16 protein-coding genes and 2 pseudogenes are annotated in these 25576 nt (G+C 69.6%); 8 read left to right on the plus strand and 10 right to left on the minus strand.

All coding sequences use genetic code 11. The features are described 5' to 3' along the window. Positions 1 to 213: 213 nt before the first annotated feature. Together BM536_RS42285 and BM536_RS42290 are read left to right on the plus strand one after the other, a co-directional pair. Positions 214 to 1221, plus strand: a complete 1008-nt coding sequence (locus tag BM536_RS42285; protein ID WP_245873279.1) for an acyltransferase domain-containing protein — start codon at positions 214 to 216, stop codon at positions 1219 to 1221. Between the two features lie 11 nt (positions 1222 to 1232). Next, a complete protein-coding gene (locus BM536_RS42290; RefSeq protein WP_245873252.1) occupies positions 1233 to 1871 on the plus strand; it encodes a hypothetical protein in 639 nt (212 codons plus the stop codon). An 80-nt stretch (positions 1872 to 1951) separates the two neighbouring features. Here BM536_RS42290 and BM536_RS03780 read toward each other — a convergent pair whose 3' ends face one another. The 8 genes and pseudogenes from BM536_RS03780 to BM536_RS03815 all read right to left on the minus strand — a co-directional run bounded on the left by BM536_RS03780 (position 1952) and on the right by BM536_RS03815 (position 14783). Beyond that, positions 1952 to 2491 (minus strand): hypothetical protein, encoded by a 540-nt coding sequence (locus BM536_RS03780; RefSeq protein ID WP_094102604.1) that lies wholly within the window; start codon positions 2489 to 2491, stop codon positions 1952 to 1954. Between the two features lie 438 nt (positions 2492 to 2929). Further along, a complete protein-coding gene (locus BM536_RS03785; protein ID WP_073494509.1) occupies positions 2930 to 4105 on the minus strand; it encodes a tellurite resistance TerB family protein in 1176 nt (391 codons plus the stop codon). A gap of 427 nt (positions 4106 to 4532) precedes the next feature. Further along, positions 4533 to 5371: pseudogene (locus BM536_RS03790) on the minus strand (alpha/beta fold hydrolase). A 200-nt stretch (positions 5372 to 5571) separates the two neighbouring features. Next, a complete protein-coding gene (locus BM536_RS03795) occupies positions 5572 to 7620 on the minus strand; it encodes an Hsp70 family protein (protein WP_073494507.1) in 2049 nt (682 codons plus the stop codon). Continuing rightward, positions 7617 to 8210 carry a hypothetical protein gene (locus BM536_RS03800; RefSeq protein ID WP_073494506.1) on the minus strand — a complete coding sequence of 198 codons (594 nt, stop codon included), beginning with the start codon at positions 8208 to 8210 and terminating at the stop codon, positions 7617 to 7619. Before BM536_RS03800 ends, BM536_RS03795 begins: the two co-directional genes overlap by 4 nt. Then, entirely contained in the window at positions 8207 to 10012 is a 1806-nt protein-coding gene (locus BM536_RS03805; RefSeq protein WP_073494504.1) for a hypothetical protein, read from the minus strand. The genes BM536_RS03800 and BM536_RS03805 overlap by 4 nt, the downstream gene beginning before the upstream one ends. A gap of 124 nt (positions 10013 to 10136) precedes the next feature. Then, complete coding sequence (locus tag BM536_RS43835; protein ID WP_094102515.1) at positions 10137 to 14048, minus strand: HelD family protein; 3912 nt, start codon at positions 14046 to 14048, stop codon at positions 10137 to 10139. A 135-nt stretch (positions 14049 to 14183) separates the two neighbouring features. After that, positions 14184 to 14783, minus strand: a complete 600-nt coding sequence (locus BM536_RS03815; protein WP_073494498.1) for an Rv1352/Rv1906c domain-containing protein — start codon at positions 14781 to 14783, stop codon at positions 14184 to 14186. A gap of 279 nt (positions 14784 to 15062) precedes the next feature. On the opposite strand from BM536_RS03815, the pseudogene BM536_RS03820 reads away from it, so the two are divergent. From BM536_RS03820 to BM536_RS03835, 5 genes and pseudogenes are all read left to right on the plus strand, one after another. Further along, a pseudogene (locus BM536_RS03820) lies at positions 15063 to 17284 on the plus strand (N-6 DNA methylase). A 113-nt stretch (positions 17285 to 17397) separates the two neighbouring features. Further along, positions 17398 to 18393, plus strand: a complete 996-nt coding sequence (locus BM536_RS44680; protein WP_425444599.1) for a type I restriction-modification system subunit M — start codon at positions 17398 to 17400, stop codon at positions 18391 to 18393. Positions 18394 to 18401: 8 nt separating this feature from the next. Further along, positions 18402 to 19388, plus strand: a complete 987-nt coding sequence (locus BM536_RS44685; protein WP_425444605.1) for an HsdM family class I SAM-dependent methyltransferase — start codon at positions 18402 to 18404, stop codon at positions 19386 to 19388. Positions 19389 to 19690: 302 nt separating this feature from the next. Continuing rightward, entirely contained in the window at positions 19691 to 20668 is a 978-nt protein-coding gene (locus BM536_RS03830) for a restriction endonuclease subunit S domain-containing protein (protein ID WP_342748774.1), read from the plus strand. After that, positions 20665 to 23847 carry a type I restriction endonuclease subunit R gene (locus BM536_RS03835; RefSeq protein ID WP_073494492.1) on the plus strand — a complete coding sequence of 1061 codons (3183 nt, stop codon included), beginning with the start codon at positions 20665 to 20667 and terminating at the stop codon, positions 23845 to 23847. The genes BM536_RS03830 and BM536_RS03835 overlap by 4 nt, the downstream gene beginning before the upstream one ends. A gap of 64 nt (positions 23848 to 23911) precedes the next feature. Here BM536_RS03835 and BM536_RS03840 read toward each other — a convergent pair whose 3' ends face one another. Next, entirely contained in the window at positions 23912 to 24118 is a 207-nt protein-coding gene (locus tag BM536_RS03840) for a DUF397 domain-containing protein (RefSeq protein WP_073494491.1), read from the minus strand. Next, the gene (locus BM536_RS03845) at positions 24115 to 24963 is read right to left on the minus strand and encodes a helix-turn-helix domain-containing protein (RefSeq protein WP_079275056.1); all 849 of its coding nucleotides are present in this window, start codon (positions 24961 to 24963) and stop codon (positions 24115 to 24117) included. The genes BM536_RS03840 and BM536_RS03845 overlap by 4 nt, the downstream gene beginning before the upstream one ends. Before the next feature lie 137 nt (positions 24964 to 25100). Here BM536_RS03845 and BM536_RS03850 point away from each other — a divergent pair, with 137 nt between their 5' ends. After that, on the plus strand, positions 25101 to 25553 hold the full coding sequence (locus tag BM536_RS03850; RefSeq protein ID WP_073494489.1) for an ATP-binding protein: 453 nt from the start codon (positions 25101 to 25103) through the stop codon (positions 25551 to 25553). Positions 25554 to 25576 lie beyond the last annotated feature (23 nt).

Raw genomic sequence — 25576 nt, forward strand, 5'->3', positions numbered from 1 at the left:
GGTGCTGCTCCTGGCCGCCGGCTCGACCGAGGGCCTCGCCGACCTGCTGGACGCCGACGACAGCGCCGTACGCGCCGCCGGACTCGATCCGGCCCGTCCGCGTCCGCAGGCCGGACCGGTCCGGCTGGGCATCGTCGACCCGACCGGGAGACGCCTCGCCCTGGCCCGGCGCGCGGTCGCCAAGGCGCGTGCCTGGCACGGCCGCGGCGACGTGTGGTTCCGGCCGGACCCGCTCCTCGGCGCGGGCGGCGGGAAGCTGGCGTTCCTCTTCCCCGGCCTGGAGGGAGACTTCACCCCGCGGGTGGACGACATCGCCGCCCACTTCGGGCTGCCCGCGCTCGCGGTCGCCGAGGACGGGGCCGCGACCTCGGCCGGCACGGTCTCGGAGTCGTCGCCGTCGGCCGCCTCCTCGACACCGCGCTGCGCCGGACCGGGATCGTCCCGGACGCGGTCGCCGGGCACAGCCTCGGCGAGTGGACGGCGATGGCGGCGGGCGGGCTGTACTCCGGGGACGAGGTCGACGCCTTCATGGCGGACTTCGATTCGGACTCCCTCACCGTGCCGGGCCTCGCCTTCGGGGCGATCGGCGCACCCGCCGAGCGGGTGCTGGCCGCACTCCGTGCGCAGGAGTGGACCGGGGCGGGCCTGGTGCTGTCCCACGACAACGCGCCCGGCCAGTCCATGGTGTGCGGGCCGGACGCGGCGGTCGAGGAGTTCGTGCGGGCCTTCCGGGCCCGGGGTGTGCTGAGCCAGGTGCTGCCGTTCCGGTCCGGCTTCCACACGCCGATGCTGGAACCCCACCTCGGTCCGATCAAGGAGGCCGCCGGACGGTTCCGGCTGCACCCCCCGCACACCCCCGTGTGGTCGGGCACGACCGCCGCACCCTTCCCCGAGGACGAGGCGCGGGTACGGGAGCTGTTCGTCCGGCACCTGCTGGAACCCGTCCGCTTCCGGCAACTCTCCGAGGCCCTGCACAGCGCGGGCCACCGGGTGTTCGTCCAGGTCGGACCGGGCGCGCTCGGCTCCCTCGTCGGCGACACCCTGGGCGCCCACGACCATCTGGTCGTCGCCGCCAACTCCTCGCAGCGCACGGGCCTCGCCCAGCTCCGCCGGGTGGCGACCGCCCTGTGGGTGGCGGGCGCCGACGTGGCCCCGGCACTGACACCAAAGGCCCGCGCCGGGACCGTACGGTCGCGACGCAGCCGGTCCGGCTGGACCTGAGCGGCGACCTGGTGTCCCTCGCGCCCGCGCGACTGGCCACTCTGCGAGCCGAGTTGGCGCCGGGGACGACGAGCCCCACGACCCCTGCCCTCGACGCGCTCGTCCCCGGCTCGCCGATCGCCGCCGAGCTGTCCGCGCTGCTCCGGGACACGGCGGACACGGCGGCCGCCCTCCTGACGGCACCGGCCCGCACCCCCGTCCCACCGTCACCGCCGGCCCCCCGCCGCGCGATCGTCCGGGTCTCCCCCGACACGATGCCTTACCTCCTGGACCACTGCTTCTTCCCGCAGCGGCCCGGCTGGCCGGACGTGTCCGACCGGTGGCCGGTGGTCCCGGCGACGACGATCGTGCAGCACATCATGGACACGGCTCAAGAGGCGGCGCCCGGCCGGGTGCCGGTCGCCGTGCACGGGGCGCGGTTCGAGGAGTGGCTCACCGCCACCCCCGCCGTCGACGTCCCGGTCACCGTGGTCCCCGAGGGTCCGGACCGGCTGGCGGTCTCCTTCGGTCCGCGGGCCCGCGCCACCGTCGAACTCGCCGCCGCCCACCCGGCCCCGCCCGCCCGTGCCGCGCAGTTGCTTCACGCCCTCGGTGATGAGGTTGAAGCCGTGCACGTAGGCCTCGGAGAGCCCGCCGCCGCCCGGTGTTGAGGGGCAGCCGGCCGCCGGTCTCCAGGGCGCCGCCCGCCGCCCGCCGCCCGCCGCCCGACTGCCTGCCGCCCGCCTGCCGGCTATTCGACCCCCGTCGCGTCGATGAGCCGGACCAGGTCTCTGCGCCCGTATCCGAGCAGACGGGCGCGATGAACGGCCATCAGCACCAGTTGCGCGACGGTCTTCCCGGGGTGCCCTTCCGGGTCGTCTTCGAGCCACTCCTGCGGTTTCCCGACTCCCACGCTGTTCATCACCAGCCCGTACTCGCGACGGATCTCCGCGACGGTCCCCGCGACCGCGTCCAGGAGCGTCCGCCCAGGACGCTCGCACTCCAGGGCGAGGCAGCCCCGGTCGACCGGTACGCACCCCCGCGGCGGTCGGGCCCGCAGGCCCGCGTACCGCTCGTCCGTGAAACCGGCGGCTTCGAACTCCTCGTGCACCAGCGAGAACCGGTGGAAGCCGGGCGGAACCGGAGGCGGCGGCGGCGTGTACTCCCACCCCGCGTCCTCGTACAGCCGCCGCTTGACCTCTTCGGCGTCGACATGGGTCACAGTGAGACCCGACCCTTCGTTACGACCGGTGGTCGTACCGTCCGGGTTGCGCTGGAACGTCAGACTCATGTGTGCCCCCGTGGTGTCCGCGATCAATGCGACGAACGTGACCGAGACGGCCTCGTCGCTGGATCAAACGGGCCGCCGGTCCGGCACGTGCCCCCATCGGGCAGCCTCACCCGAACGTGTGACCCGACCCCGGCTCGGGCATTCCTGGTTCCGGTGACCCGCGAAGACGGGCGGTCGCGACGCCCCCGGAATCCCTGGGAACGGTCCAGATCAGTCACCATCCAGTCAGCCACATCACGGCGCGCGGGTCCCCGAACGTCATCGACGCTGTGGGCGAATCCTCTCGGCGGACGCGGATGGGCAGAGCTGTCACCGATGGGCGGATGCGGGCCGACGGTCTGCCGGTTCCACCGCGTGTCTGTGGCCCAGATCCGCCGATGGCCCGGCTTCTACGGACTCGCCAGAGCATTCATCAGCTTCGGGGCGACCGCCCCGGCATCAGGCTTGGCGGCAGTGGTAGCGAAGCTGGGAGATGACGGCCTTCTCTTGCTTGTTGACGTCACCGTCCACCGTGGCCACCTGCTCGGCCACATCGAGGAGGCCGCTCAGGTCTCCTGTCTCCGCGTCCAGACGTCGCCACACCTCGGCAGGGTCGACATCGACAAGCCGCGCGAACTGCTCGTCGACCACCTGGTGCTGTTCCCGGACCAGCCTCGCCAGGTGCCGGATCAACTGCGCCTCATCGTCGGAGATCTTGTCGTCCGCCATGATGACGAGCCACGCGACCCACAGCATCAACTGCGGGTGCTCGGTCCGCTTGCTCAGCCCTGCGGCGAGTTCGAGCACCCGCGCCTCGTTCCGGAACACGGCCCGCGCGTGCCGCCCGGCGAGCAGCGTCGTATAGCGGTTCAAGACCACCGCGAGAGGAACGCCGACCAGGGGGATGCCGATCTTGATGACGTTGCGCTGCAGGAGATGCCTCCCGACGACCGGAAGCGCCCTGCCGGCGGTGAGTACCCCTCCGGAGTAGAACTTCTTGATCAGCGGCCGCACGAAGAACGGGACCGCCTTGACCAGACCCTCCTGAACCGCTTCCCCGCCCTTGATCGTGAAGGCGACGCGAATGAGCTTCCACAGATCCTCGGGGTCGGACAGGTCGAGCGGGACCCGGTAGAGGACCGAGATGTCGTAGGCCAGGCGGAGCTGGAGCCGGCTGGTGAACGCCACGTCGACCATCATGGTCGCGACGGCGGCCGGGACAGTGGCGGGCGAGGCACCCCCCAGGGTCCCGAGGGTGGAGATGACGGCCGCCGTGTAGGCACCGGCAGAGAGCCCACCCTCGATCGCGGCGTACCGAGCCGCCATCTTGATCCGCTGATCGACGACGGCGTCCGGCGGTACCCCGACGTACCGGTCCTGAAAGTACTGCCAGTCGACCTTCGCGGTGTAGGAACTCAGCGCGTGGGTGAGCAGCTTGGTGAACCAGTTGCCCGACTTGATGTCGTCCGAGCTCAGCCCCTTGATGAACTCCCGCATCTCGGCCCGCTCATGCTCGACGACTCTTCGGTCGGCATCCTCGTTACCGGCGTCGTCGGTGTCGGTGTCGGTGTCGGTGTCGGTGTCGGTGTCGGTGTCGGTGTAGACATCGGGGTCATCAATCGGAGCTTCAGACATGGCGAGTGCCCCCCCGGGCGGTTCAGCGCACAGCGAGGGTGCCCGGCCTGGGCAAGCCCGCTGACGTTCCCACATGGTGATTCAGCAACCAGGACATCTTGGATGGACGTCCGATGAGCTGGAACTCTAGCGCGCCGTCACACGGTTGGTACCGTCGCGTCGGCCTCCGTCGTGATCGTCATCGCTGCGGTCGGCTGCGCCTCATACCAAGCGATCCCGCGTCGGTTCGACACCGCGAACAGCACGGTCGTGTCAGCCTCCTTGACCGCTTGTACGCCCCTACGTCGCGCCTCCGCCCCGTGACGTCGGCACGGCACATCGCGTGCCAAGCGCGTTCCCGACCCGGAGACAGCCGGCCGGGAGACGCGGCACATTCGACTACGGGTGGTGGTGGTACCCCCTCTCCCACCGACCTGCCTCATCCGGCTCAGCCCAGGAAGTCCGTTACCGTCGCAACGAACTGGGCCGGGTCGTCCACCCATGGGTGGTGCGAGCCCTCCGCCTGAACGACCAACTCGGCCTTCGGGAAAAGTCCGGCGAATTCGGCGATGGCACGCGGCGGCGCGGCGAGGTCCACCTCACCCGCGCACAGCAGTACAGGTACCGCCAGTTCGGCGAGCGCCGCTCTGGTCCCCGCGGGTCGAAGGCGCCCTCCGCGGCGAAGACGGGAACCGCTTCCTGGTTCTTCTCCACGGCGTCGGCCGCCTGCAACGCCTGGGCCCTCTCGTCCCAACGCCGGTACCAGAAGGGGGCGACGGCCTCCCACCGCTCGGGCGTTCCCCGTCCCTGGGTGATCTCCTCCAGGGCAAGATACGCGTCGGCGAACCACGGCTCACCCTCCCGCTCGCGGACGGCCGCGAGCCGGTCCTCCGGCGTGATCTCGACGCCTACGGCCATGACGCTGGGTGTGACGAGCAGCAGGCGCGCGACCCGGTCCGGGTGACGAACGGCGTACAGCACGGCAAGGTTCGCCCCGGCGGAGTGCCCCAGCAGATCCCACCTCTCCACTCCCAGGTGGACCCGCAGTGCCTCGACGTCGTCGACGAGCCGGTCGCATCGGTACGACGTCGGATCCTGCGGGGTAGCGGACTCCCCCGTCCCTCGCAGATCGAACCGGATCAGCCGCCGGTGAGCCGTCAACCCGCCGAGATCCCCCAGGTAGGACGAGGCCCGCATCGGCCCGCCGGGCAGACAGACCAACGGCGGACCGTCCCCGTCCACGTGGTAGGCGAGCAGGGTTCCGTCGGGCGCGGTGAAGGTAGGCATGGCCGGCAGCTTCCCAGCGGCAACGCGGCGGGGCAAACGCGTAACAGCGGCCGGGAGAGCCCTATAAGCCGTTGCGGCAGGCTTCCTCGAAGGTGCCGGCCTCGGCCTCGCAGGCGCGCCCGTGCAATGCCGCCGTGTACGGGCCGCCAACTCACTTCCGTGGGTGATCGAGGCAGAGCCGAGGTCGGCCGGTGTGGCGCTCACCCCCTCATCCGGGGCGCGACGCAGGTACGAGGCGTGAAGATCCACACTCCCTTGGTGTAGGTGGCTCCGAGGACCCGCCCGCTTTCACACAGCCAGGGATGACGGCTCTGCAACTCGGTGTAGTTGTCGTTGGTCACGACGACGGCCTCCGATTCGTGCGCGATGGCCACGACGAGGGCGTCGCCCTTGCCTTCCGTGCCTGCCGGAGGCTGGAGAATCTCTCCCTTGCTCAGCGCGGCGACCACGGCCGCCCTCTCCTCCTCGGCGACCTTGTGCCGGAAGGTGGCGTCCACCACCACGTGGATGTCCGCCCTCGGGTACTTCTTGGCCAGTGCCGCGCGGGCAGACTCGAGTTGGGCGAAGCTCGGCCGGTCGTCCTCCTCGTACACGCCGGGCCGGCTCGGTGAATGGCCGATCCAGGCGAGGTTGGAGCCGTCGACCACGAGGGTGTGCACCATGTGCCCCGGCTCATCGCTGCCGTCCTGGGAGCGCATGCCGGCGGGAGGAGTGCCCTTCTCCCTCACGCTGCCGGGCAGGAGCGCGGAGGAGACGGGGTTCGCCGTCAGCAGGTCGTCGAGTTCCTTGCGTACTTCGGGAGTTGCGCCGCCGGAGCCGAAGCTCTTCACCTCCTCGTCCACGACGACCTCGCCCGTGTGCTCCAGGGTGGCCTTCACGTGCAGCAGGCCGTCGGAGTCGTACGTGTACTCGAGGTCGAACCGGGAGTCCTCCCGTGCCCGTGGCGTCGGGTAGTTCAGGGTCAGTTCGGTGAGCTGGACGTTGTCGGAGTCCGAGAGTTCCTTGTCGGGATCTCCCTCCCAGATCTCCACCGTGAGCTTGCGTTCGTGATCGCGCTTGGGGGTGTAGCTCTTGCGTTCGCTCCACGGCAGCGGAGAGTTCCGGGGGATGATCTCGCTGAACTTCCGCCGCCCGTCCGCCGTCTTGACGACGGTGCCCAGAGCGTGGCTGTTGGCCACCTGGATGACGCCCGGCGTCTCCTTGGCCAGCACGGCGGCCGCGATGGAGGCGCCGCGGGCCACGGCCGTCATCGGATCGCACAGCTGGGTCGGCACGGGCTCCATCTGCAGGGCCTCGGCGACCGCGGCCCGTACGCTCGGGATCTGGCTGGTGCCGCCGATCATGAGGACGTCGTCCACGTCGAGCGGCGCCATGTGGAGGTCGCGCAGGCATTCCTCGACGGGCGCGAGGGCTCGGTCGACGAGATCGGTGATCGCCTCCTCCAGTTCCGCCTGGAAGATCTCCACCTCCTTGTCGTCCGGCGTCCTGATCCGCACGGACGGCTGGGAGGAGAGGAGAATCTTGTTCCGTTCGATGTCGAGCCGGAACTGACGCTGCTGGGCGAAGGTCCACTCCCGCCGTGCCGGCGCCCGGTCCAGGACGAGCTTCCTCAGCCGTCGGTCGATCTCGAGGCCGCCGAGTTCCGTGACACCGCGCGAGGCGCGCTCCTCGAAGAAGCCGTCCTCGTAGTCGAGAACCGTGACGTCGATGGTTCCCCCACCCCAGTCGAAGACCAGGATCTGCGCGTCCTCGCGCATGTCGTGCACGTACGAGATGGCCGCGGCTGTCGGTTCGTTGAGGAGTGCCTGCACGTCGATGCCCGCGAACCGGGCGGCCGCACGCGTGCGGTAGCGGGCCGCGCCGGTGGCGTTGGCGGGCACGGTGATGACGGCCCGGTCGATGTCGGTGAGGTTGTGCCGCGCGCCGTCCCTCATGGCGGTGAACACGCCTGCGGCCACGGTCGTGGCGGCGAAGCGCCGACTCTGGACGTTCACGTACTCGTCGCTCTTGAGGAGTCGCTTGCAGGCCTCGGCCGCCTCCTCCGACCGCAGTTTCGCCTCCCACCCGAAGAGCGGGCCGCTGCGCAGCGAACTCATCCCGACCACCGACGGGAAGAGGAACTCGAAGCCGGGCCTGCGCCAGTCGGCGTCGAGGTGGTGGGCGTCGAGCGGCAGTACCTCGACGTCGTCGCCCTGCCACTGCGCGACCACGGAGTTGGTGGTGCCGAAATCGATTCCGGTGGCCGTCACGGCTGGTCCTCCTTCGCGGTGGCGTCCTGCGTCCCGTTCCCGCCGTCGGCCTGCGTCCCCGGGCGGAACACCCGGCGCAGCTGCCCGGAGAGGATCAACTTCCCGGTCGCCTGGTCGACATAGGCGGGCCGTACGACCTCGAACCCCTCGCCCTCGCCCTCCACGACGACGAAGTGCTCACGTTCGTCCGCCGACTCGACGACACGGACGCCGGAGTCGATGAGCGACGTCCGGATGGCCCGGCGCAGGCTCACGGCGGGCATGCCCGTCGTCCAGCTGGTGGCGTCGGTCTCGACGAGCCGTGCCAGGTACTCCTCCCTGGTCCGGAACGCCTCGAGCACGGCCTGGCGGAGCGCCACACCGACCTCGGAGCCGCTGGGACGGTGTTCTTCGGGCAGTTCGCTCAGCAGTTCCCGAGCTCGCTCCGTGAAACGTGAGAGCAACTCCGGGGGGCTCAGCAGCTGTTCGGGCCGATAGGTACGGAGCTCCATGTCCGCCTCCCAGGCGCGGGCCTGCTTCCGGTGCTGAAGGCCGGTGGGCTTCTTGACCGTCTTCGCGGTCGTCTTTCGGGCCGGCTGCTTGCTGCTCATGATGTGGTCCTGTGCTGGTGGTCCGGGCGCCGGGGCGCGTTGACAAAGGTCGGGAGGAGTTCGGCCAGGGCGCGGCGCCGTACGATCTCCAGGTCGTCGGAGCTTTGGGGCGCCGTCCGCCGTGGCAGCGGTTCGACCGGCGGCACCAGTGTGGTGGGCGGGTCGTCGGGGAGGCGGAACGCCTCCGCGTCCAGGGGCAGAACGAAGAAGTCCGACCAGTCCTCGTGCTGCTCGGCCTGCTGGATGCGGCGCATGGCCCGGTTCAGCCGGGCGGCCTCCTCACGGTCGTCCGCGAACTCCCGGCGAAGATCGCGGTACCGCTGTTTCCAGACCGGTGACCGATGGGGCAGTCCGAGTTCGAGATACGGGTTGGACGGATGCGTCCGGTCGTTCCGTGCCCGGGTTCGGCGGCCCTCGAGCAAGTGGCGGTTGTGCCGGGCCAGTTCCGCCGCGGGGTGGCTCTCGTCGACGTTGTGGAGGGCTACGAGCGCCCCGTCCAGGTTCTCGTCGAGGAGCGCCAGGTAGGCGGACATGTTCCAGGCCTCGGCGTTGTGGCGCGGCTCCCCCTGCTCGTGCTCCACAAGGAGCTCCACCTGTGCTCGCGCTCTCTTGAGGTCGCCCGCGCAGAGGGAGTCGTAGGCGTGCCGCAGTGCCACCATGGCGTGGAAGGGGCTACGCCGGGGGCTCACGGCGGCCTTCGGTTCCCACAGGGCCGACATCAGCCGCCACAGCCCGCGGTCGGCCAGGATGTCGGCGGGCCAGTTGCCGGTGAGTGCGCCGTCCCGGACCTGACGCAGTCTCAGCACCAGGTAGCGGGGCAGGGCGTATTCCAGCCCTTTGACGGCGCTCGTGTCCCCCTCGGCGGCACGCTGTAGCAGGCCGTACAGGTCGTCCTCCGCCCCGTCGCCGTCTTCGCCGTCCTCGGCGTCCTCGCCCGACAGGTCCGCCGTCTCGGACTTCTCCGCCCTCCCCGGCCTCTCGTCACCCACGTCGTCACCCACGTCGTCGACGTCTTCACCGTCCAGGAGGCGCCGCCGCCGCAGGTACTCCTGCCACCCGATGGCTTCGGCCGTCGCCTGATCGACCTGCTCCGGGGCGAGCCGGGCCCGCAGGTAGTCCTGTTCGCGTGCGTCGGACCGCAGGTTCCAGGGTTCGTCGTCGCTCGTGATCGCACCCGCGTCGATCAGGTCGTCCACTACTCCGACGGGCGCCCAGGGCAGAACGCGGTCGCGCACGGCGGGGGACAGCCGGGCGACGTCGTCGTGGCGAAGGGCGTACTGCGCGGCGAAGGCACCCGACACGTCCTCCGCGAGAGCGGGAAGGAACTCCCGTGGGATCTCGGTCGATTCGGGGTCCATGAGGTGTTCGAGCCGAGCCTGGCCCTCCGGGGTCAGCCACGGCAGTCCCGCCTCGTGGACGACTGCCATGGCGGTCACGACGTCACCGGGCGCCCCGTGCTCGAGCACCGCCCGGACCGCGGACGGCAACTGCGCGACCGGGTCACCGCCGAGACACTGGTCCAGCGTCTGCACCGCCCAGTCGGGTGCGGTTCCCGCGGCGGACCGGGCGTCGCGCAGGGCGGTCAGGAGCCGTTCCACGCGCCGTACCGCGTCGGCGCCGAAGACGCCCGCCCGGCGCCATCTGCGCAGCGCGAATCCGTCCGGGCCCGCGGTCCGCGGTTCGTCGGCGTCAGACCGCGGTCGGCGTGCCCGGCGCTGCTCGCGCCATGCCGCGACCATGTCGGCGCGGGACATGGACACGTTCAGCCCGGTGGCCGGATCGGGTCTCTCGTCATTCACCATGTGTGCTCACTTCACTCACCCGGACCCCGTTCCACCGAAGGCCGGACCGTTGCCCGGCCCGTTCCCGGTCCGTGCTGCCCCCTACCGCGCCTCACCGCCCCGGACCGCCGCCGTCGTGCCCGGCTCAGAGCGAACTGCCCTCGTCCAGGGCCCCGTCCGACGCCCCGCCCCGTGCGTCTTCCGGTGCGTCGTCCGCTGCCTCGGGTTTGTCGGGCCGTACGCGTGAAGCGGCGGGCCCCGCCCACCCCGGGCGGTCCCGCCAGGTCAGACCGACGCTGAACGCCCGGTCGGCGGCCTCTGCCGCCCAGGACTGCGCCGGTTGTCCGGGGAGGACGACGACCAGGTACTCGGCCGGTCCCCGAGGATGCAGGCAGGAGGCTTCCAGCAGGTGCAGTGCCGCTTCGCGGATCCGCTCGTACGTCGGGGCGTCTTCGGCGAGGACGTCGAAGAGCGTGGTTCCGTCGGGGCCGTGCGTCCATGCGTCGGCGTAGGCGCTGTCACCCACTTCGTCGAAGCCTTCGTAGAGGTCGGCCAGCAGTCGGTGGCGCAGGCTCTCGTGGGCGCGGTGGGAACGGTCCCTCCGCTCGCGTGCGGCGACCGTGCCGGCCAGGCCGGGTTCGGCTGCCGGCGCCGTGCCGCCGCCCGTGGCCTCGCCGTCGATGCTGGTCGTCGACATGTGGTCGTCCCTTTCGTGTGGGGCTTCGCCGCCGGGTACCGGCTCACCCTCGTGTGCGTGCTCCCCGGCCTGCCGCGCCGCGAAGCCCCGGTAGATCTCGGTTCCGGCGCTGCGGACCGTGGCCAGTACCCGGCCGTCGGAGCGTAGCCACCACTGGCCGTGCTCCCCTTCCACGACCGGGCGGTCGCCCACCCACTCGATGCGGCCCGTCTCCAGGTCCGACGCGAGGTCCTCCCGCAGCCGCCGGACGAATTCCTCGTCGGGCAGTTGCGAGCACTGGGCGAGACGCTCGAAGGTGATGCAGGCTCCCGCCGTGACGTACAGGTCCGGGATGCTCAGTTCACGCACCGCCGTGTCGTCGGCCAGGCGGGGGCCGGTTTCGGCCTCCGGAGCGGTGAGTGCGGATCGTCTCGCTCCACGGGCCTGGTGGCCGACCCGGGAGGGCACCCCTGCGGCCACCTGCGCGTAGCTGCGTTCGGGATGACCGGTCAGGTACGCCGTCACGGCACGCGCCTCGTCGTCCAGCACGAGCCGGTAGCCCTCCAGGTCCAGGAGCCAGCCGCCGGCCGTGCGCAGGTGTCGGCCCTCGGTCAGGAACGGGGCCAGCATGGCGTGGAGTTCGACGGCCGCTTCGCCGAGGCTGCCCCGGTGCCGGACGACGAAGGCTCCGCAGGCGGCCGAGGTGATGCGGATCTCCGGGACGCGTTCCGGCGGGAGTTCCAGGCGGGTCTCGGTCACCTCGTCCTTGGGCACCCCGAGGTAGCCGCTCCTGAGGGGGTACGGCGGCTCGGCGGTCCGGAAGCCCGCGCAGCCGGGTCCGCGGCACCAGCCGTCCGGCCGGCGCGTCTCGTTCTCGCACCGGGCGCCGTCCGCCCGGTAGCGGGTGCACAGACCGGACACACTGTGAGGGCTCTTCCTCCGGCCGACCTGGGCCATGAACTGTCGGGGCGTGGGCACCGGGTTGGCCGGTCCGCCGATCCACCGCGGCAGGGGCCTGTGGTGCACCACCGTCAGGGACTGGGTGCACCGGGTGAGCGCCACGTACAGGCGACGTGGTCCGGCCACGTCGTCCGCGGCGATCGCCGCGGGCTCGACCACGACGACGTGGTCGAACTCGAGGCCCTTGACCTCCTCGGCGGTGAGCACCGAGACCAGTCCGGTATCGGGGATCGCCTCGGCCACGGTCTCCTTCCAGCGGGCACCTTGGGGGACGATCACGGCGGTCGTACGGCCGATGCCGGCACCGTCCGGTCCCGAGGCGAGGCCGACGGCGAGGCCGGCGGCTCTCGGTGCCGGCCCGTCGCCCTGGGCCACGGTCACGGAGGTGCCCGTCCGCCGCACGGAGTCGGGCACGCCGACTCCCGGAGCGCAGTGTGTGCCGAGGGGGCGCACGAAGTCCATGACTTCGCCGGGCACGCGGAAGCCGGTCAGCAGTTCCGCGACCCTCCAGCCGTCCCGGCCGGTGAGCGTGGTGCCGAGTTCCTCCCAGTCCTGGTAGGGGAAGGGCCCGGTCGCCTGGGCGAGGTCTCCCAGGACGGTCATGGACCCGGTGGGGCAACGACGGGCCAGGGCCCGCGCCTGCATGGGCGTGAGGTCCTGTGCCTCGTCGACGACGACGTGCCGGTAGATCCGCTCGGGCCGTCCGGCCAGCAGGAAGTCCAACTCGTCGAGGCAGACCAGGTCCTCGAGGCTCGGCTCGGCCGCGAACCGGGCGGGTGCGGCTTGCGCGGACACCTCCTGGTGGGCGACGAGAACCGCCTGTTCCTCCGGGGTGAGGACGCCGTCGGCTGCGGCGGCCAGCACGGGGGCGCGGGAGAGCAGGCGGCGCAGTACGTCGCGTGCCGACAGTTCGGGCGCGATGCGCCGCATGAGGCGGCTGACGGGCCGGAGTTGGCGGACGAGGGCGAAGTAGTCGGTGTCAGCGGGTCCCGGCAACAGCTCGACGTAGGCCTGGGTGAGGTGCTGCACGATCTGCCGGAAGCAGCCCTCCCTGCGGACCTGGTAGGGGCTGTCCCCGGAGAGCGCGGCGGCCGCGATGGCGGCGAGTTCGGCGACGGGCACCTCGACCTCCCGACGGCGGAGCTCGAAGCTGAACACCGGGCCGCCGACGACTGCTTCGAGCCGCTCGGCCTCGACGGTGGTGAGGTTGTCGACGGCGCGTCGCAGGACATAACTCATCCGCGCGTCGGCCTTGATGACGGCGACGGGGTGCGGATCGCGGCCGGCGACGCCGCCCGACCACAACGCGGGCAGATCGAGCATGGTCACGCCGCTGCTGCCCAGTTCGACGAGGGCGTTCGCCGCGTACTCCAGGAAGCCGCGGCTGGGCCCGATCACCAGGATGTCGTCGGCGGCCGTGTGCCGGTTGTCCAGTAGCCAGGTCACCCGGTGCAGGCCCACGGCCGTCTTGCCGGTGCCGGGCCCGCCCTGGACGATCAGCACCCCGCCGGGCCGCTCGGTCACCAGCCGGAGCTGGTCGCGCTGGATCGTCTCGACGATGTCGTGCAGGGCACCGTCGCGCGCCCGGTCGAGCTCGTCGAGGAGCGGGTCGGTCCACTCGGCCTCGCCGAGTGGATCGCCGTCGGGATCATTGGCCCCGTCGGACCCGCGACGTCCGTGGGGCTCCCTCGGAACGTCGGATTCGTTCGTCAGTCCGGGTTCCGTCGACACGTCAGGCCCGTCCGACACGTCCGGCCCGTCCGACACGTCCGACACGTCCGACACGTCAGGATCGGTGGACACGTCAGAATCGGCCGCCCCGTCGGAATCGGTCGACACGTCGGAGTCGGTCGACACGTCGGAGTCGGTCGACGCTTCGGAGTCGGTGGACGCTTCCGGATCGTGCGGCCGGCGGGGCTCCTGGAGGCTGCGGATACGTCGTCCGCTCCCGCCGCCGGTGTCACCGCCACGGCCGCGCGGGTCGAAGTCCCTGCCATGCAGGTCGAAGTAACGCCTTACCGCGCGCTCGTGGCAGACGATCTGCCGCAGCAGGCGCACATCCCCCGGTTCCTGCTCACTCGTCAGCCGCCACTGGACCGCGGCCGGGGCGCTCCAGGAGATGACTGCGGGGTTGTGCTCCGCGTCGAACACCGCACGGCGGCCGATGTAGAAGGTCTCGGTGCCGGCTCCTTCGTCCACGTCGGCGCGCAGGAACACCAGGGAGTTCCTGCCGAGGTCGAGGTTGCTCAGCTCTCGCTGCCAGGCACGGTTGACGTCGATCGCGTCCTTGCCGCTGGCGGAGGCCGCCACCTCCTTGAGTTCGGCGGCCTCACGTCTCGTGCGTTCGAGGCAGTGGTAGGCGTGGTCGACCGCTCGCTGCTCCACGGCAAGGACATCCGCCCGACGCGCGCGCTTCGCCATGCTGTCCGTTCTGCCCTTCTCCTGCGGTCGTACTGTGCCGTTTCCGGAAAAGACCACGGGCGTCGGCTCATTCTTGGACTTCGTCGACGCCCCTGTGGTTGCTGTGACGCTCGTCACTTCGCGCAACGGGGCGAGTCAGCCGACCCTCTTCCATTCCTGGCATCGGTTGGTCTTGAAGTACTCCCCCTTGTTGAGGGTCACGCGACCCGGCCCTTGCAGGTTGTTGTTGGCGATGATCGAGCCGAACTCGCCGCTGGCGTCCTCGGCCCGCTCCCAGTAGCAGCCGAACCCGCCCTCCGGTCCGGCCGTCTTGTACGTACCGGCCTTGATGTCGTCGCCGACGAGGTATTCGCCTTCGCCGGAGAAGGTCGTGGCGGGGCCGGGAGCCTTAATCTTCTTGGGCGTCGCGGTAACCGTCTCGGTAACAGTGGGACCGGGTTCGGCCTCCGCCGCAGCGGTCTCGGTGACGGTCACCGCGGGCGCCGGCGCGCCCTTCGCATCGGCGGTGGCGTCCTCCGAGCCGCTGGAGCCGATGCCGACTCCGACGAAGAGGGAGACGAAGGCGACGACGCCGTAGCGGAGCCAGGGCTTGCGTCCGTCCGGCGACTTCGGGGCGCCGGGCCGGAGCGGCGGGGCACCCAGGGGGGCCTGCGGAAACACGGGGGGTGCCGGCGGCCGGGGGCCGCCGCCCTGGGGTCCGTCGTGCGCGCCGGGATGCGGGGTCGGGGTGGTCATGGGTCGAGCTCCGTCCAGTTCGGTTGGGTTGGGTTGGGTTGGGTTGAGCGAGCCGGTACGGCGGTGAGCCGCTTGCGTGCGCCGTCAGCCGGCCCCGGCGCAGGGTGCGACCGAGTACGGGCATGACGGATGAGCGCTCTCCGCAGCAGGACGTTCACTGCGGAAGCGTCGCCAGATAAGCATGACACTGAAAGCACCGTCAATCACGTTGACAGATTTGACGAGTGCTGTAGTTTGTTGACGTCCGCCGCCGAGAGCCAGAGAGCCAGGACCCAACTCATGCCCCAGTCATCAGCCCAGGTGACCGCCGCCGAGATCTCCCGCATCGCGGGAGTCACGCGCGCCACGGTCAGCAACTGGCGTCGTCGGCATGACGACTTCCCGGCGCCGTCCGGCGGCACGGACAGCAGCCCGCTGTACGACCTGGAGTCGGTGCGTTCCTGGCTCGCCTCGCGCGGCCATGTCTCGGCGGCGAGCCCGTCGGAGGAACTGCGCACGACCCTCCGCCTGCACGCGCAGAGCGGCGGGGGTACGTCGGACCTCCTCCTCCTCGTACTCGCGGCGGCGCGCCGCTCACCGGAGGAACTGTCGGCCGCCGCGCTGCTGACGGACCCGGATCTGGTCACCCGCGCGCAGCACGACGTGGCGACCACGACCGCGGCCGACGCCGTGCCGGCCGCGGACGCCGTCCGCTTCAAGGCGGACGACGCACCGGTGCTGCGCGCGCTGTACGCGTGTGTACGCGACGAGGGCGGCCAGGCCGCGCTCGGCGTGCTCGCCGAGCGGGAGCTGGAGGACAGCGCCGCGTCCGGCGCGTACCGGACCCCCGAACCGCTCGCGGACCTGCTGACCGGGCTGATCCTCGTCCCCGGATCACCGGCCCGCGTCCTCGACCCGGCCTGCGGCAGCGGCACCCTCCTGGCAGCCGCCGCCCGACGGGGCGCCCACGAGCTGTACGGCCAGGACACGCTCCCCGTGCAGGTCAGGCGCAGCGCCGTCAGTCTGATGCTGACGGCCCCGGAGGCCACGGTCACCGTGCGCGCCGCCGACAGCCTCCGCGCGGACGCCTTCCCCGGCCTCGTCGCGGACGCGGTGCTGTGCAACCCGCCGTTCGGCGTCCGGGACTGGGGCCACGACGAACTCGCGTACGACCCCCGCTGGGCGTACGGCGTCCCGCCCCGCGCCGAGTCGGAGCTGGCGTGGGTGCAGCACGCCCTCTCCCACCTGACCCCCGGCGGCTACGCGGCCCTGATCCTCCCGCCGGCCACGGCGGGCCGCGCGTCGGGCCGTCGTGTGCGGGCGGAGCTGGTACGCGGCGGGGCTCTGCGCGCGGTGATCGCCCTGCCGGTCGGCGCGTCGGTGCCGCTGCACGTCGGTCTCCAGATCTGGGTACTGCAACGGCCCGAGCCGGGCGGCCCGGAGCGCAAGTCGGTGCTGTTCGTGGACGCGGCGGAGACGGGCGCGGGGCCGGGGGCGGGGGCGGGAGCGGGAGCGAGGGCAGGTGACGGCGGTACGGCCGGCGCCACCCGCACCCGCGGCGGCACGAGTCGGTCCGCTTCCCTGGACTGGGCCGAGCTCACGGCACGGGTCATGGGGGCGTGGCAGGCGTTCACGACGAGCCCGGACGCGTTCGAGGGCGAACCCGGTGTCGCGCACGCGGTCGGCGTGGTGGACCTGTTGGACGACGTGGTGGACCTGACCCCGGCGCGTCTCGTACGGGCGTCGCGGGCCGAGGTCGATCCGGCGGAGCTGTCGGCGCAGGTCGACGCCACCCGCCAGAACCTCGTCAAGGCCGCGAAGTCCCTCGCTCGGGCGGCCGGTCACGAGGAATGGAGCAGCGCGGGCGCCACGGCACGCGAGTGGCGGACGGCGACGGCGTCCGACCTGTCACGCGGTGGCGCGCTGACTCTGCTGCGGACGGTGCCGGAGGGCGGGCGAGGCGGCCCCGTGGCGGGCGGGGACGGGCCGACCGAGGCTCCCGAGGCCGCCCGCGCGGTCCTCACCGGCTCCGACATCGCACACGGGTCGGGCCCCACGGGCGACGCGGCGGAGCTGCGCAGCGTCGTGGCGCCGCTGGTCGCTGTCGGAGACGTCCTGGTACGAGCGGTCGCGGGCGGCGACGGCCTGATGGCCAGGGTCGCGGGCGAGGAGGACGCCGGCGCGCTGCTCGGCCCTCACGTCCACCTCTTCCGGCCGGACCCGGCACGCCTGGACGCCTGGTTCCTGGCGGGGTTCCTGGGCGCGGAGGAGAACATCGCGGGCGCGTCGACGGCAGTACGGTCCTGACGGTCAGCCCCGGCCGACTGCGCGTGCCCCTGCTGCCGCTGGAGGAGCAGCGGCGGTACGGGGAGGCGTTCCGGCACGTGCACGCACTCCGGGCGGAGGCGCAGCGGGCGACACAGCTGGCGGAGGACACGGCACGGCTGCTGGCGGGCGGGCTGACCGGGGGCCAACTGCTTCCGGGCCAGAACGCGGCAGCTCACCCGCACGGTGCCGATTAACCGCATTGGACATACGGACCTTCATCCACATAGACCACACTTGTCGGCACCCGCGCGGCTCGCTCTGCGGCGCGGTGGGGGCGGGACATCTCAGGAAGGAACTCGGGGTTCAGTTGAACAGCAGTAAGCACACGGAGTTGGCGAACCATGCGTGGTCCGTCGCCGACCTCCTGCGGGGGGACTACAAGCAGTCCGACTACGGCAAGGTCATCCTGCCGTTCACGGTGCTACGGCGCCTGGAGTGCGTGCTGGAGCCGACGCGCGAGAAGGTCGCAGCCGCGGTCGTCCAGCACAAGGACAGCGGGATCGACCCGGACCGCTTCCTGCGCCGGGCCGCGGGCCACTCCTTCTACAACAAGTCCAGCCTCACCCTGAAGAAGATCGCGGCGGATCCGCAGAACGCGGCGCAGAACCTCCTGGTGTACGTGGGGGCGTTCTCGGACAACGCGCGGGGAGTACTCGACCGCTTCGAGTTCGCGCAGCAGATCAAGCGGCTGGACAGCGCCGGACTGCTCTACAAGGTCATCGGCAAGTTCACGGACCTGGACCTGCGCCCCGAGATCGTGCCCAACCACAACATGGGCTACATCTTCGAGGAGCTGATCCGCCGCTTCGCGGAGCAGTCGAACGAGACGGCCGGCGAGCACTTCACCCCGCGTGAGGTCATCCAGCTGATGGTGCGGCTGCTGGTCGTTCCGGACGGCGACGGACTCCAACTGCCGGGCACGGTGCGCACGGTCCTGGACCCGGCCTGCGGCACGGGCGGCATGCTCTCCGCGATGGACGACCTCATCACCGAGCTCAACCCGGGCGCGACGGTAGAGGTGTACGGGCAGGAGCTGAACCCCGAGTCCTGGGCGATCTGCCGGTCCGACCTCATGATCAAGGGCCAGAACCCGGAGAACATCGCCTTCGGCAACTCCTTCAACGACGACGGCCACGCCCGCAAGACCTTCGACTACATGCTGGCGAACCCGCCGTTCGGCGTGGAGTGGAAGAAGGTCAAGGAGGACGTCGAGGCCGAGCACACGTCGCTGGGCGAGGCGGCCGCTTCGGGGCTGGGCTGCCGCGCATCAACGACGGCTCACTGCTGTTCCTCCAGCACATGATCTCGAAGATGAAGCCGGTGGACGTCAACGGCGGGGGCGGCTCGCGCCTGGCAATCGTCTTCAACGGCTCGCCGCTCTTCTCGGGCGCGGCAGGTTCGGGCGAGTCGGAGATCCGCCGCTGGATCCTGGAGAACGACTGGCTGGAGGCCATCGTCGCCCTGCCGGACCAGCTCTTCTACAACACCGGCATCTCCACGTACTTCTGGATCCTGACCAACCGCAAGAACCCGGACCACAAGGGCAAGGTCGTACTGCTGGACGCCCGCGACCAGTGGCAGAAGATGCGCAAGTCCCTGGGCGACAAGCGCAAGGAGCTGAGCAAGGACCACATCGCCACGGTGGTCAAGCTGTACGGCGAGGCGCTGGCCGTGGCGGACGATGCGGAACACCCACTGCACGCCAAGGTGAAGGTCTTTGCGAACGAGGACTTCGGGTACCAGCGGATCACTGTGGAGCGCCCGCTGAAGCTGCGGTTCGAGGTGACGGAGGAGACGCTGGCGGCGCTGGAAGCTTCCAAGGTCATCCAGAAGCTCCCGCAGGCCAGGATCATGTTCGACGCCTTCGAGTCGATGGGGGTTACGAGCTGGGCCACGAAGCAGGAGGCTTGGATCGCGCTCAAGGACGCGCTGGTCGAAGCCGGCTCGTCATGGCCCACTGGCGCGCCGTTCAACAAGGCTCTGCGGGACGCGATCGGTGTGCGGGATCCGGAGGGGGAGGTCCAGCGCGTCAAGGGCCAGCCCGAGCCGGACTCCGAACTTCGGGACTACGAGAACGTGCCGTTGGGCGAGGACGCCGAGGAGTACCTGAAGCGGGAGGTCCACCCACATGTACCGGATGCCTGGATCGACCACAGCAAGACAAAGATCGGGTACGAGATTCCATTCACGCGGCATTTCTACGCGTACAAGCCGCCGCGGCCGTTGACGGAGATCGACGCGGAGTTGAAGGCACTGGAGGCAGAAATTCAGAGTCTCTTGAGCGAGGTTACAAAGTGACCCTCTGGCCTGAAATGAAGGTAGGACGGGCCGCGCGGCTGATTAGTGGGGTCGGATTCCCTCACCAGTTCCAAGGTAAGACCTCGGGAAGACACCCGTTCCTCAAAGTCTCCGATCTAAACTCAGCGGCGTCGGGATACCGACAGGTCAGCGCGAAGAACTGGGTGAGCCAAGATGACCTTGCTTCACTAGGCGCCCGGTTGGCCCCTAAGGGGGCAATCGTGTTCCCAAAAGTGGGGGCCGCAATGCTGAAGAACCCCCGTCGCCTCCTAGATCTCTCGGCAGCTATGGACAATAATCTGTTGGCCATCGTCCCCGCCCTTGGCGAGCCACGGTTCTGGCTGTATGCCCTTAGCGTCATCGACCTGGGCGAGATTGCTGCCGGCGGCGCGCTTCCTTACGTCAACGAGGGGCAAGTCCGAGACCTACGCATCCCATTTCCCGGCACCGAGGAACAGCGCCGCATCGCCGACTTCCTCGACGCCGAAAATGCTCGGATCGACAAGTTGCTCGACACGGGCAGTCGACTTCAAAAGATCCTCCAAGAACGGAGAGATGTACAACAGTCACTCCTTCTGCGCGGCAATAATAGGCCTGGCGGACGCACGTTCCATCCCATCTTGGGAGACTTGCCCGACTCGTGGCCGATCGTTCCTCTGAAGCGGCTCGTGCCGCGTATTGGCGTCGGCGTGGTAGTAGACCCTTCTTCTTACTTCTCGAAAGAAGGCGTTCCATTCCTACGAGGTTCCAACATCACGGATACAGGGATTGACCTCACAGACGTCAGACGCATGTCTGAAAGTAACAGCAGAGCTCTGTGGCGGTCACGCCTGGAGACAGGCGATGTAGTTGTCATCAGGGCTGGCTACCCAGGGCGAGCAGCAGTGATCCCGAAAGAACTGAACGGAGCAAATTGCGCTTCTCTGATCATTATTAAGAAGGGAGATCAACTTCTGCCCGAGTATTTGGAGGCATACTTCAACAGTCCCCTCGGGAAAGCATATGTGAACTCAGCACGTTATGGTGCAGCCCAAGAGCAGATCAACGTTTCCCATGTTGTTGACTTCATGGTGCCAGTGCCCGTAACTGAAGAGCAATCAGCACTCGTTGCAGAACTCGCCCAGGCAAGGAGCAGTGTGCGCACGCTCCATGAAAGGGTGATTCACCAAAAGACTCTTCTTGAGGAGCGCCGCCAAGCCCTCATCACCGCCGCCGTAACCGGACAATTCGACGTATCCACCGCCAGCGGTCGCAACGTAACCGAAGGAGTCTCCGTATGAGCCCCGTGCACGACGAGTCTGCCTTCGGAGACGCCATCGTTGCCGCCCTCTGTGAGCGAGGCTGGCGGCAGGCCCAGCCGAAGGATTACAAGGCAGACCTCGGGCTCGACACCGACGAGCTGTACGAGTTCATCCGCGCGACGCAGCCCGACGAGTGGGACGAACTCCTCACCGTCTACGGCCGCAACTCCAACGAAGCCCAGCTCGGTTTCGCGCAGCGTCTCGACAGGGCCATCGCCGATGACGGGCTGCTCCACGTACTCCGCAACGGCGTCAAGGACCGTGGAGTCCGTCTCCGCGTCGCCTACTTCAAGCCCAACCTGATCTCCGCCCCCTCCGTCCTCGACGGCTACCGGGCCAACCGCCTCACCGTCGTCCGGGAAGTCCGCTACGCCACCAAGCAGGCCGACTGGGGCCACGAGCTCGACCTGACCCTCTTCCTCAACGGCATCCCGGTCGCCACGGCCGAGTTGAAGAACCCGCTGACCGGGCAAGGGGTCGAGCAGGCCAAGGAGCAGTACCGGACCGATCGCGACCCGACCGAGTTGATCTTCACGCGGCGCGTGATCGCCAACTTCGCGGTGGACCCGGACCTGGTCTTCGTCACGACGCAACTGTGCGGCAAGAGCACTCAGTTCCTGCCGTTCAACACCGGCTCGAACGGTCCCGGCCAGCCCGGCGGGGCCGGAAACCCGGCGCCCACGGCCCACGGCACGTACGCCACCTCGTACCTGTGGGAACACGTCTGGCAGCGGGACAACTGGCTCGATCTCCTCCAGCGTTTCGTGCACCAGCAGAAGACCAAGACGCCCGGCGGCGGCACGACCAAGTCGACGATCTTCCCCCGCTACCACCAGTGGGACGTGGTCCGGAAGCTCACCGCGCACGCGTCCGTCCACGGTGCCGGCCAGAACTACCTGATCATGGCCTCCGCCGGGTCCGGCAAGTCGAACACCATCGGTTGGCTGGCCCACCGTCTCAGCGACCTGCACGCCCGCCCGGACCCGCACGTTCTCCGACCGGATGCTCTCGCCGACGGCCGTCTCAAGCCGGGCGAGCCCGTCTTCGACAAGGTCATCGTCATCACCGACCGCCGCGCCCTGGACGCCCAGCTCGCGGCGACCGTCGGCAGCTTCTCGCAGACGGACGGCCTGGTCGTGAAGGTCGACGAGAAGCACGGCGCCAAGAGCGAGCAGCTCGCCCGCGCGCTCTCCCGGGAGACGGGGAAGATCGTCACAGTCACCCTGCACTCGTTCCCTGCGCTGTTGGACTACATCAAGCGCAACCCGACCGAGATCAAGGGCACCCGCTTCGCGATCATCGTGGACGAGGCGCACTCCTCCCAGTCGGGTGACGCCGCCACGGCCGTGAAGTCGGCCCTTCGGGACCTCGGTCTGGACGCCGACTCGGACGAGGACGGCGCGACGAGCGTCACCGTCGACGAGAAGCTGAAGGCGAAGGCGGTCGAACGCTCCGCCGCCGCCAATCTCTCCTATTTCGCCTTCACCGCCACGCCCAAGTCCAAGACCCTCGAACTCTTCGGTACGGAAGGCGTGGAGAACGGCAAGACCGTCTACCGCCCCTTCCACACGTACTCCATGCGCCAGGCCATCGAGGAAGGCTTCATCCTCGACCCGCTGCGCAACTACGTCACCTACAACACCTACTGGAAGCTCGCGAACCTCAACCGCGACGAGAAGGAGGTCGACCCCTCCAAGGCGAACAGCCTGCTCGCCCGGTTCGCGCTCATGCACGAGCACACGGTGTCGCAGCACGCCCAGGTGATCGTCGAGCACTTCGTCGCCCACACCCGCGGCCGGCTCGGCGGACGGGCCAAGGCCATGGTGGTCACGGCGTCCCGCCACTCCGCCGTGCAGATGGCCCGCGCCATCCGGAGTTACATCGCCGACCGCGAGTACGACACCAAGTACCCCGATCTCGGCGTGCTGGTCGCCTTCTCCGGGTCCCTCACCATCGACGGCGAGGAGACCACCGAGAGCAAGGAGAACGGCGGCATCTCGGAGGGCGCACTGCCCAAGGCCTTCGACTACACCCGCGCCGACGACAAGGCCGCGAGGGCCGGCGGCAAGGGCCGGCAGGAGTACCGCATCCTGGTCGTCGCCGAGAAGTACCAGACCGGCTTCGACCAGCCGCTCCTGACAACGATGTACGTCAACAAGACGCTGACCGGCATCGCCGCCGTGCAGACCCTGTCCCGCCTCAACCGGACCGCCGAACGCAAGTCTCAGGCCGACCTCGCCGTCCTGGACTTCGTCAACGACGCCGAGGACATACAGGACGCCTTCCGCCCGTACTTCGAGGAGGCGCACACCCTGCCCTCCGACCCCAACCTCCTCTACACGGCCCAGAGCCGCGTCATGTCAGCGCCGGTCATCTCCGAACAGGACATGGACGAGTTCGTGGCCGCGTACTTCGAGGCGCAGGAGAAGGCGGCCGGCTCCCAGTCCAAGTGGGAGAAGCTGCACGCCGAGCTGTACCGGCTCCTGTCCCCCGCGGTCATCCGCTTCACCAAGCTCCTGGAGAGCGTGGAGGAAGACGACGTCGAGACCGCCGAGGCCTTCCGCACCAACCTCACCGACTACGTCCGCAAATACGGCTTCCTCGCGCAGATCGTGCCGTACCAGGACGCCGAGTTGGAGCGCCTGTATCTCTACGGGCGCTACCTGCTCAACCGTCTCCCCCGGCTCGCGGACGGCGGAGTCGACATAGGCGAGGTCGACCTCAGCCACCTGCGCGTCCAGAAGACCGGCGAGCACGACGTGTCCCTCACCCCCGAAGGTGCCGCCGAACTCAAGGGGTTCGGCGACGGGGTCGGCGGCGCCAAGGACGCGGACAAGTCACTGCTGTCCGAGCTGATCGACAGGTTCAACGCGAAGTTCGGGACCGAGTTCACCGAGGAGGACGTCCTCCCGGCCTTCAACGCGACCAAGGAGGACCCGAAGGTCAGGGCCGCCGCCCTCGTCAACGACGAGGAGAACTTCGGCATCGTCTTCGACAAGAAGTTCGAGGAGAAGATGATGGACCACGTCTCCACCATCGACACCCTCGGCAAGCGCTACTTCGGCGCGGACCGGGACTTCAAGTCCAACCTCGACCGCAGCGCCCGCCGCGCGGCCTGGCGGATGATCCGCCGGGAGGAAGGCCTGGACGAGATCTGATCCGACGAGGGCGGGGCCCGGTGCGACGTACACACCGGGCCCCGCTCGTCGTACGTCCGCCGAGTCAGCGTCCGGCGGCCATCCGCATGAAACCGCCCCATGCTTCGGTTCCGAACGCCAGCCTGGCCACTGCGGGCCGCTTCGAATCCCTGACGAGGACGGCTCCGGAGACTGCGGCGACCTCGACGCATTCGCCACCGTTGCCCGTGCTGTAGCTGCTCTTTGTCCAAGCGGCCTCGGGCACAGCCGTCTTGCTGTGCTGCACGCTCATGTGTCTCCCATCAGTTTCTCGATGAACGCCACTGACTCGCTCGGTGTCAGCGCCTGTGATCGGAGGATGCCATAGCGGGCTTCGAGCGTGCGCACGTACCCGGCGTCGGTGTAGAGGCGGCTGTGATCCTGAACTTCCGCGTACGCAACACGCTGGCCCTTGTCGGTGTCGATCAACGAGAAGGGGCCGCCCAAAGCGGCGTTGTCCTCACGTTCGATCGGCATGACCTGTACCTCCACACTTCTAGACTGGCTGGTGAGGAGGATTTGTTCCAGCGTCTCGCGCATGACATTCGCACCGCCGATCGGCCTGCGCAGCACCGCCTCCTCGATGACGAAGCTCACCAGGGGAGCGGGGCGTCGGCCGAAGATCGCCTGACGCACCATGCGCGCCTCAAGTCGCTGCTCGATCACTTCGTCGTCCAGCAGCGGCCGCTCCATGTGGAAGACGGCACGCGCATAGTCTTCGGTCTGCAACAGACCAGGCACCGCGTACACCGCGTACAGGTTGAGGGCGGCGGCCCTGGCTTCAAGGCGAGCCATGTCCCGGAAGAACGCCGGATACTGAGCCTTGGCCACCTCCTCCCTCAACGCCAGCAACAACCCCCCAGCCCCCAGCACCTCATCCGCCTGCTCGATGAACCGCGCCTGCGGGATGCGCCTCCCCTGTTCGATCGACGCCACCGTGTCCGCCGAGTAGCCGACCCGCCTGCCGAACTCGGCCCGCTCCAGCCCCGCCTGCACCCGGAGCAGCTTCAACTGCCGTCCGAACGCGGTCACCACGCCGGTGCCCGCCTCGTCCTCAGGCCGCTGCGCCGCCTCCTCGCCCCTCGCCGTCACCGTCACTTTTCCTGCCGCCTTTCCCCCGAGTCCGTCCGTCCGCCGTACGCATGCGTACAACGCCCGCGCACGCCAGGTACGAAGGGTTGGCGTCAGCGCGTCACCACTGGTCACGCTACGCCACGAAGCGCGACCGTAAGTGCATGACCGCAACACAACCACCCGTCACAGCGCACCGGTTCGCGATGCGCTTCAGCTCCACGCCCCGCGGAGCCCGCCTCGCCCGACGACTGTGCGGACACCGGCTCGACGACTGGGGCATCCCGTACGGCAGCGAGCGGCACGACGCCGTCACGCTCGTCGTGGCGGAGCTGTGCGCGAACGCCGTACGGCACGGGCATGTGGCCGGCCGGGACTTCCACGTCCTCCTCACCGGCGACCCGGCCGCCGCGACCGTACGCGTCGAAGTGAGCGACACCCGCGGTGAACGTCTCCCCCGCACCCCCTCCGGCGCGCCGACGGACGGCTGCGGAGACGGCGGGCGCGGGCTGCTCCTCGTCGAGGCGCTGGCCGACCGGTGGGGCTGTACCGCACGCGCCGAGGGCGGTCCGGGCAAGACGGTGTGGGCGGAGTGCGTCACGCCCGGCCTGACCTGATGACGTAGGCCATGACGTAGATG

The organism is Streptomyces phaeoluteigriseus (assembly GCF_001896135.2).
In the GTDB taxonomy this organism is placed as follows: domain Bacteria; phylum Actinomycetota; class Actinomycetes; order Streptomycetales; family Streptomycetaceae; genus Streptomyces; species Streptomyces phaeoluteigriseus.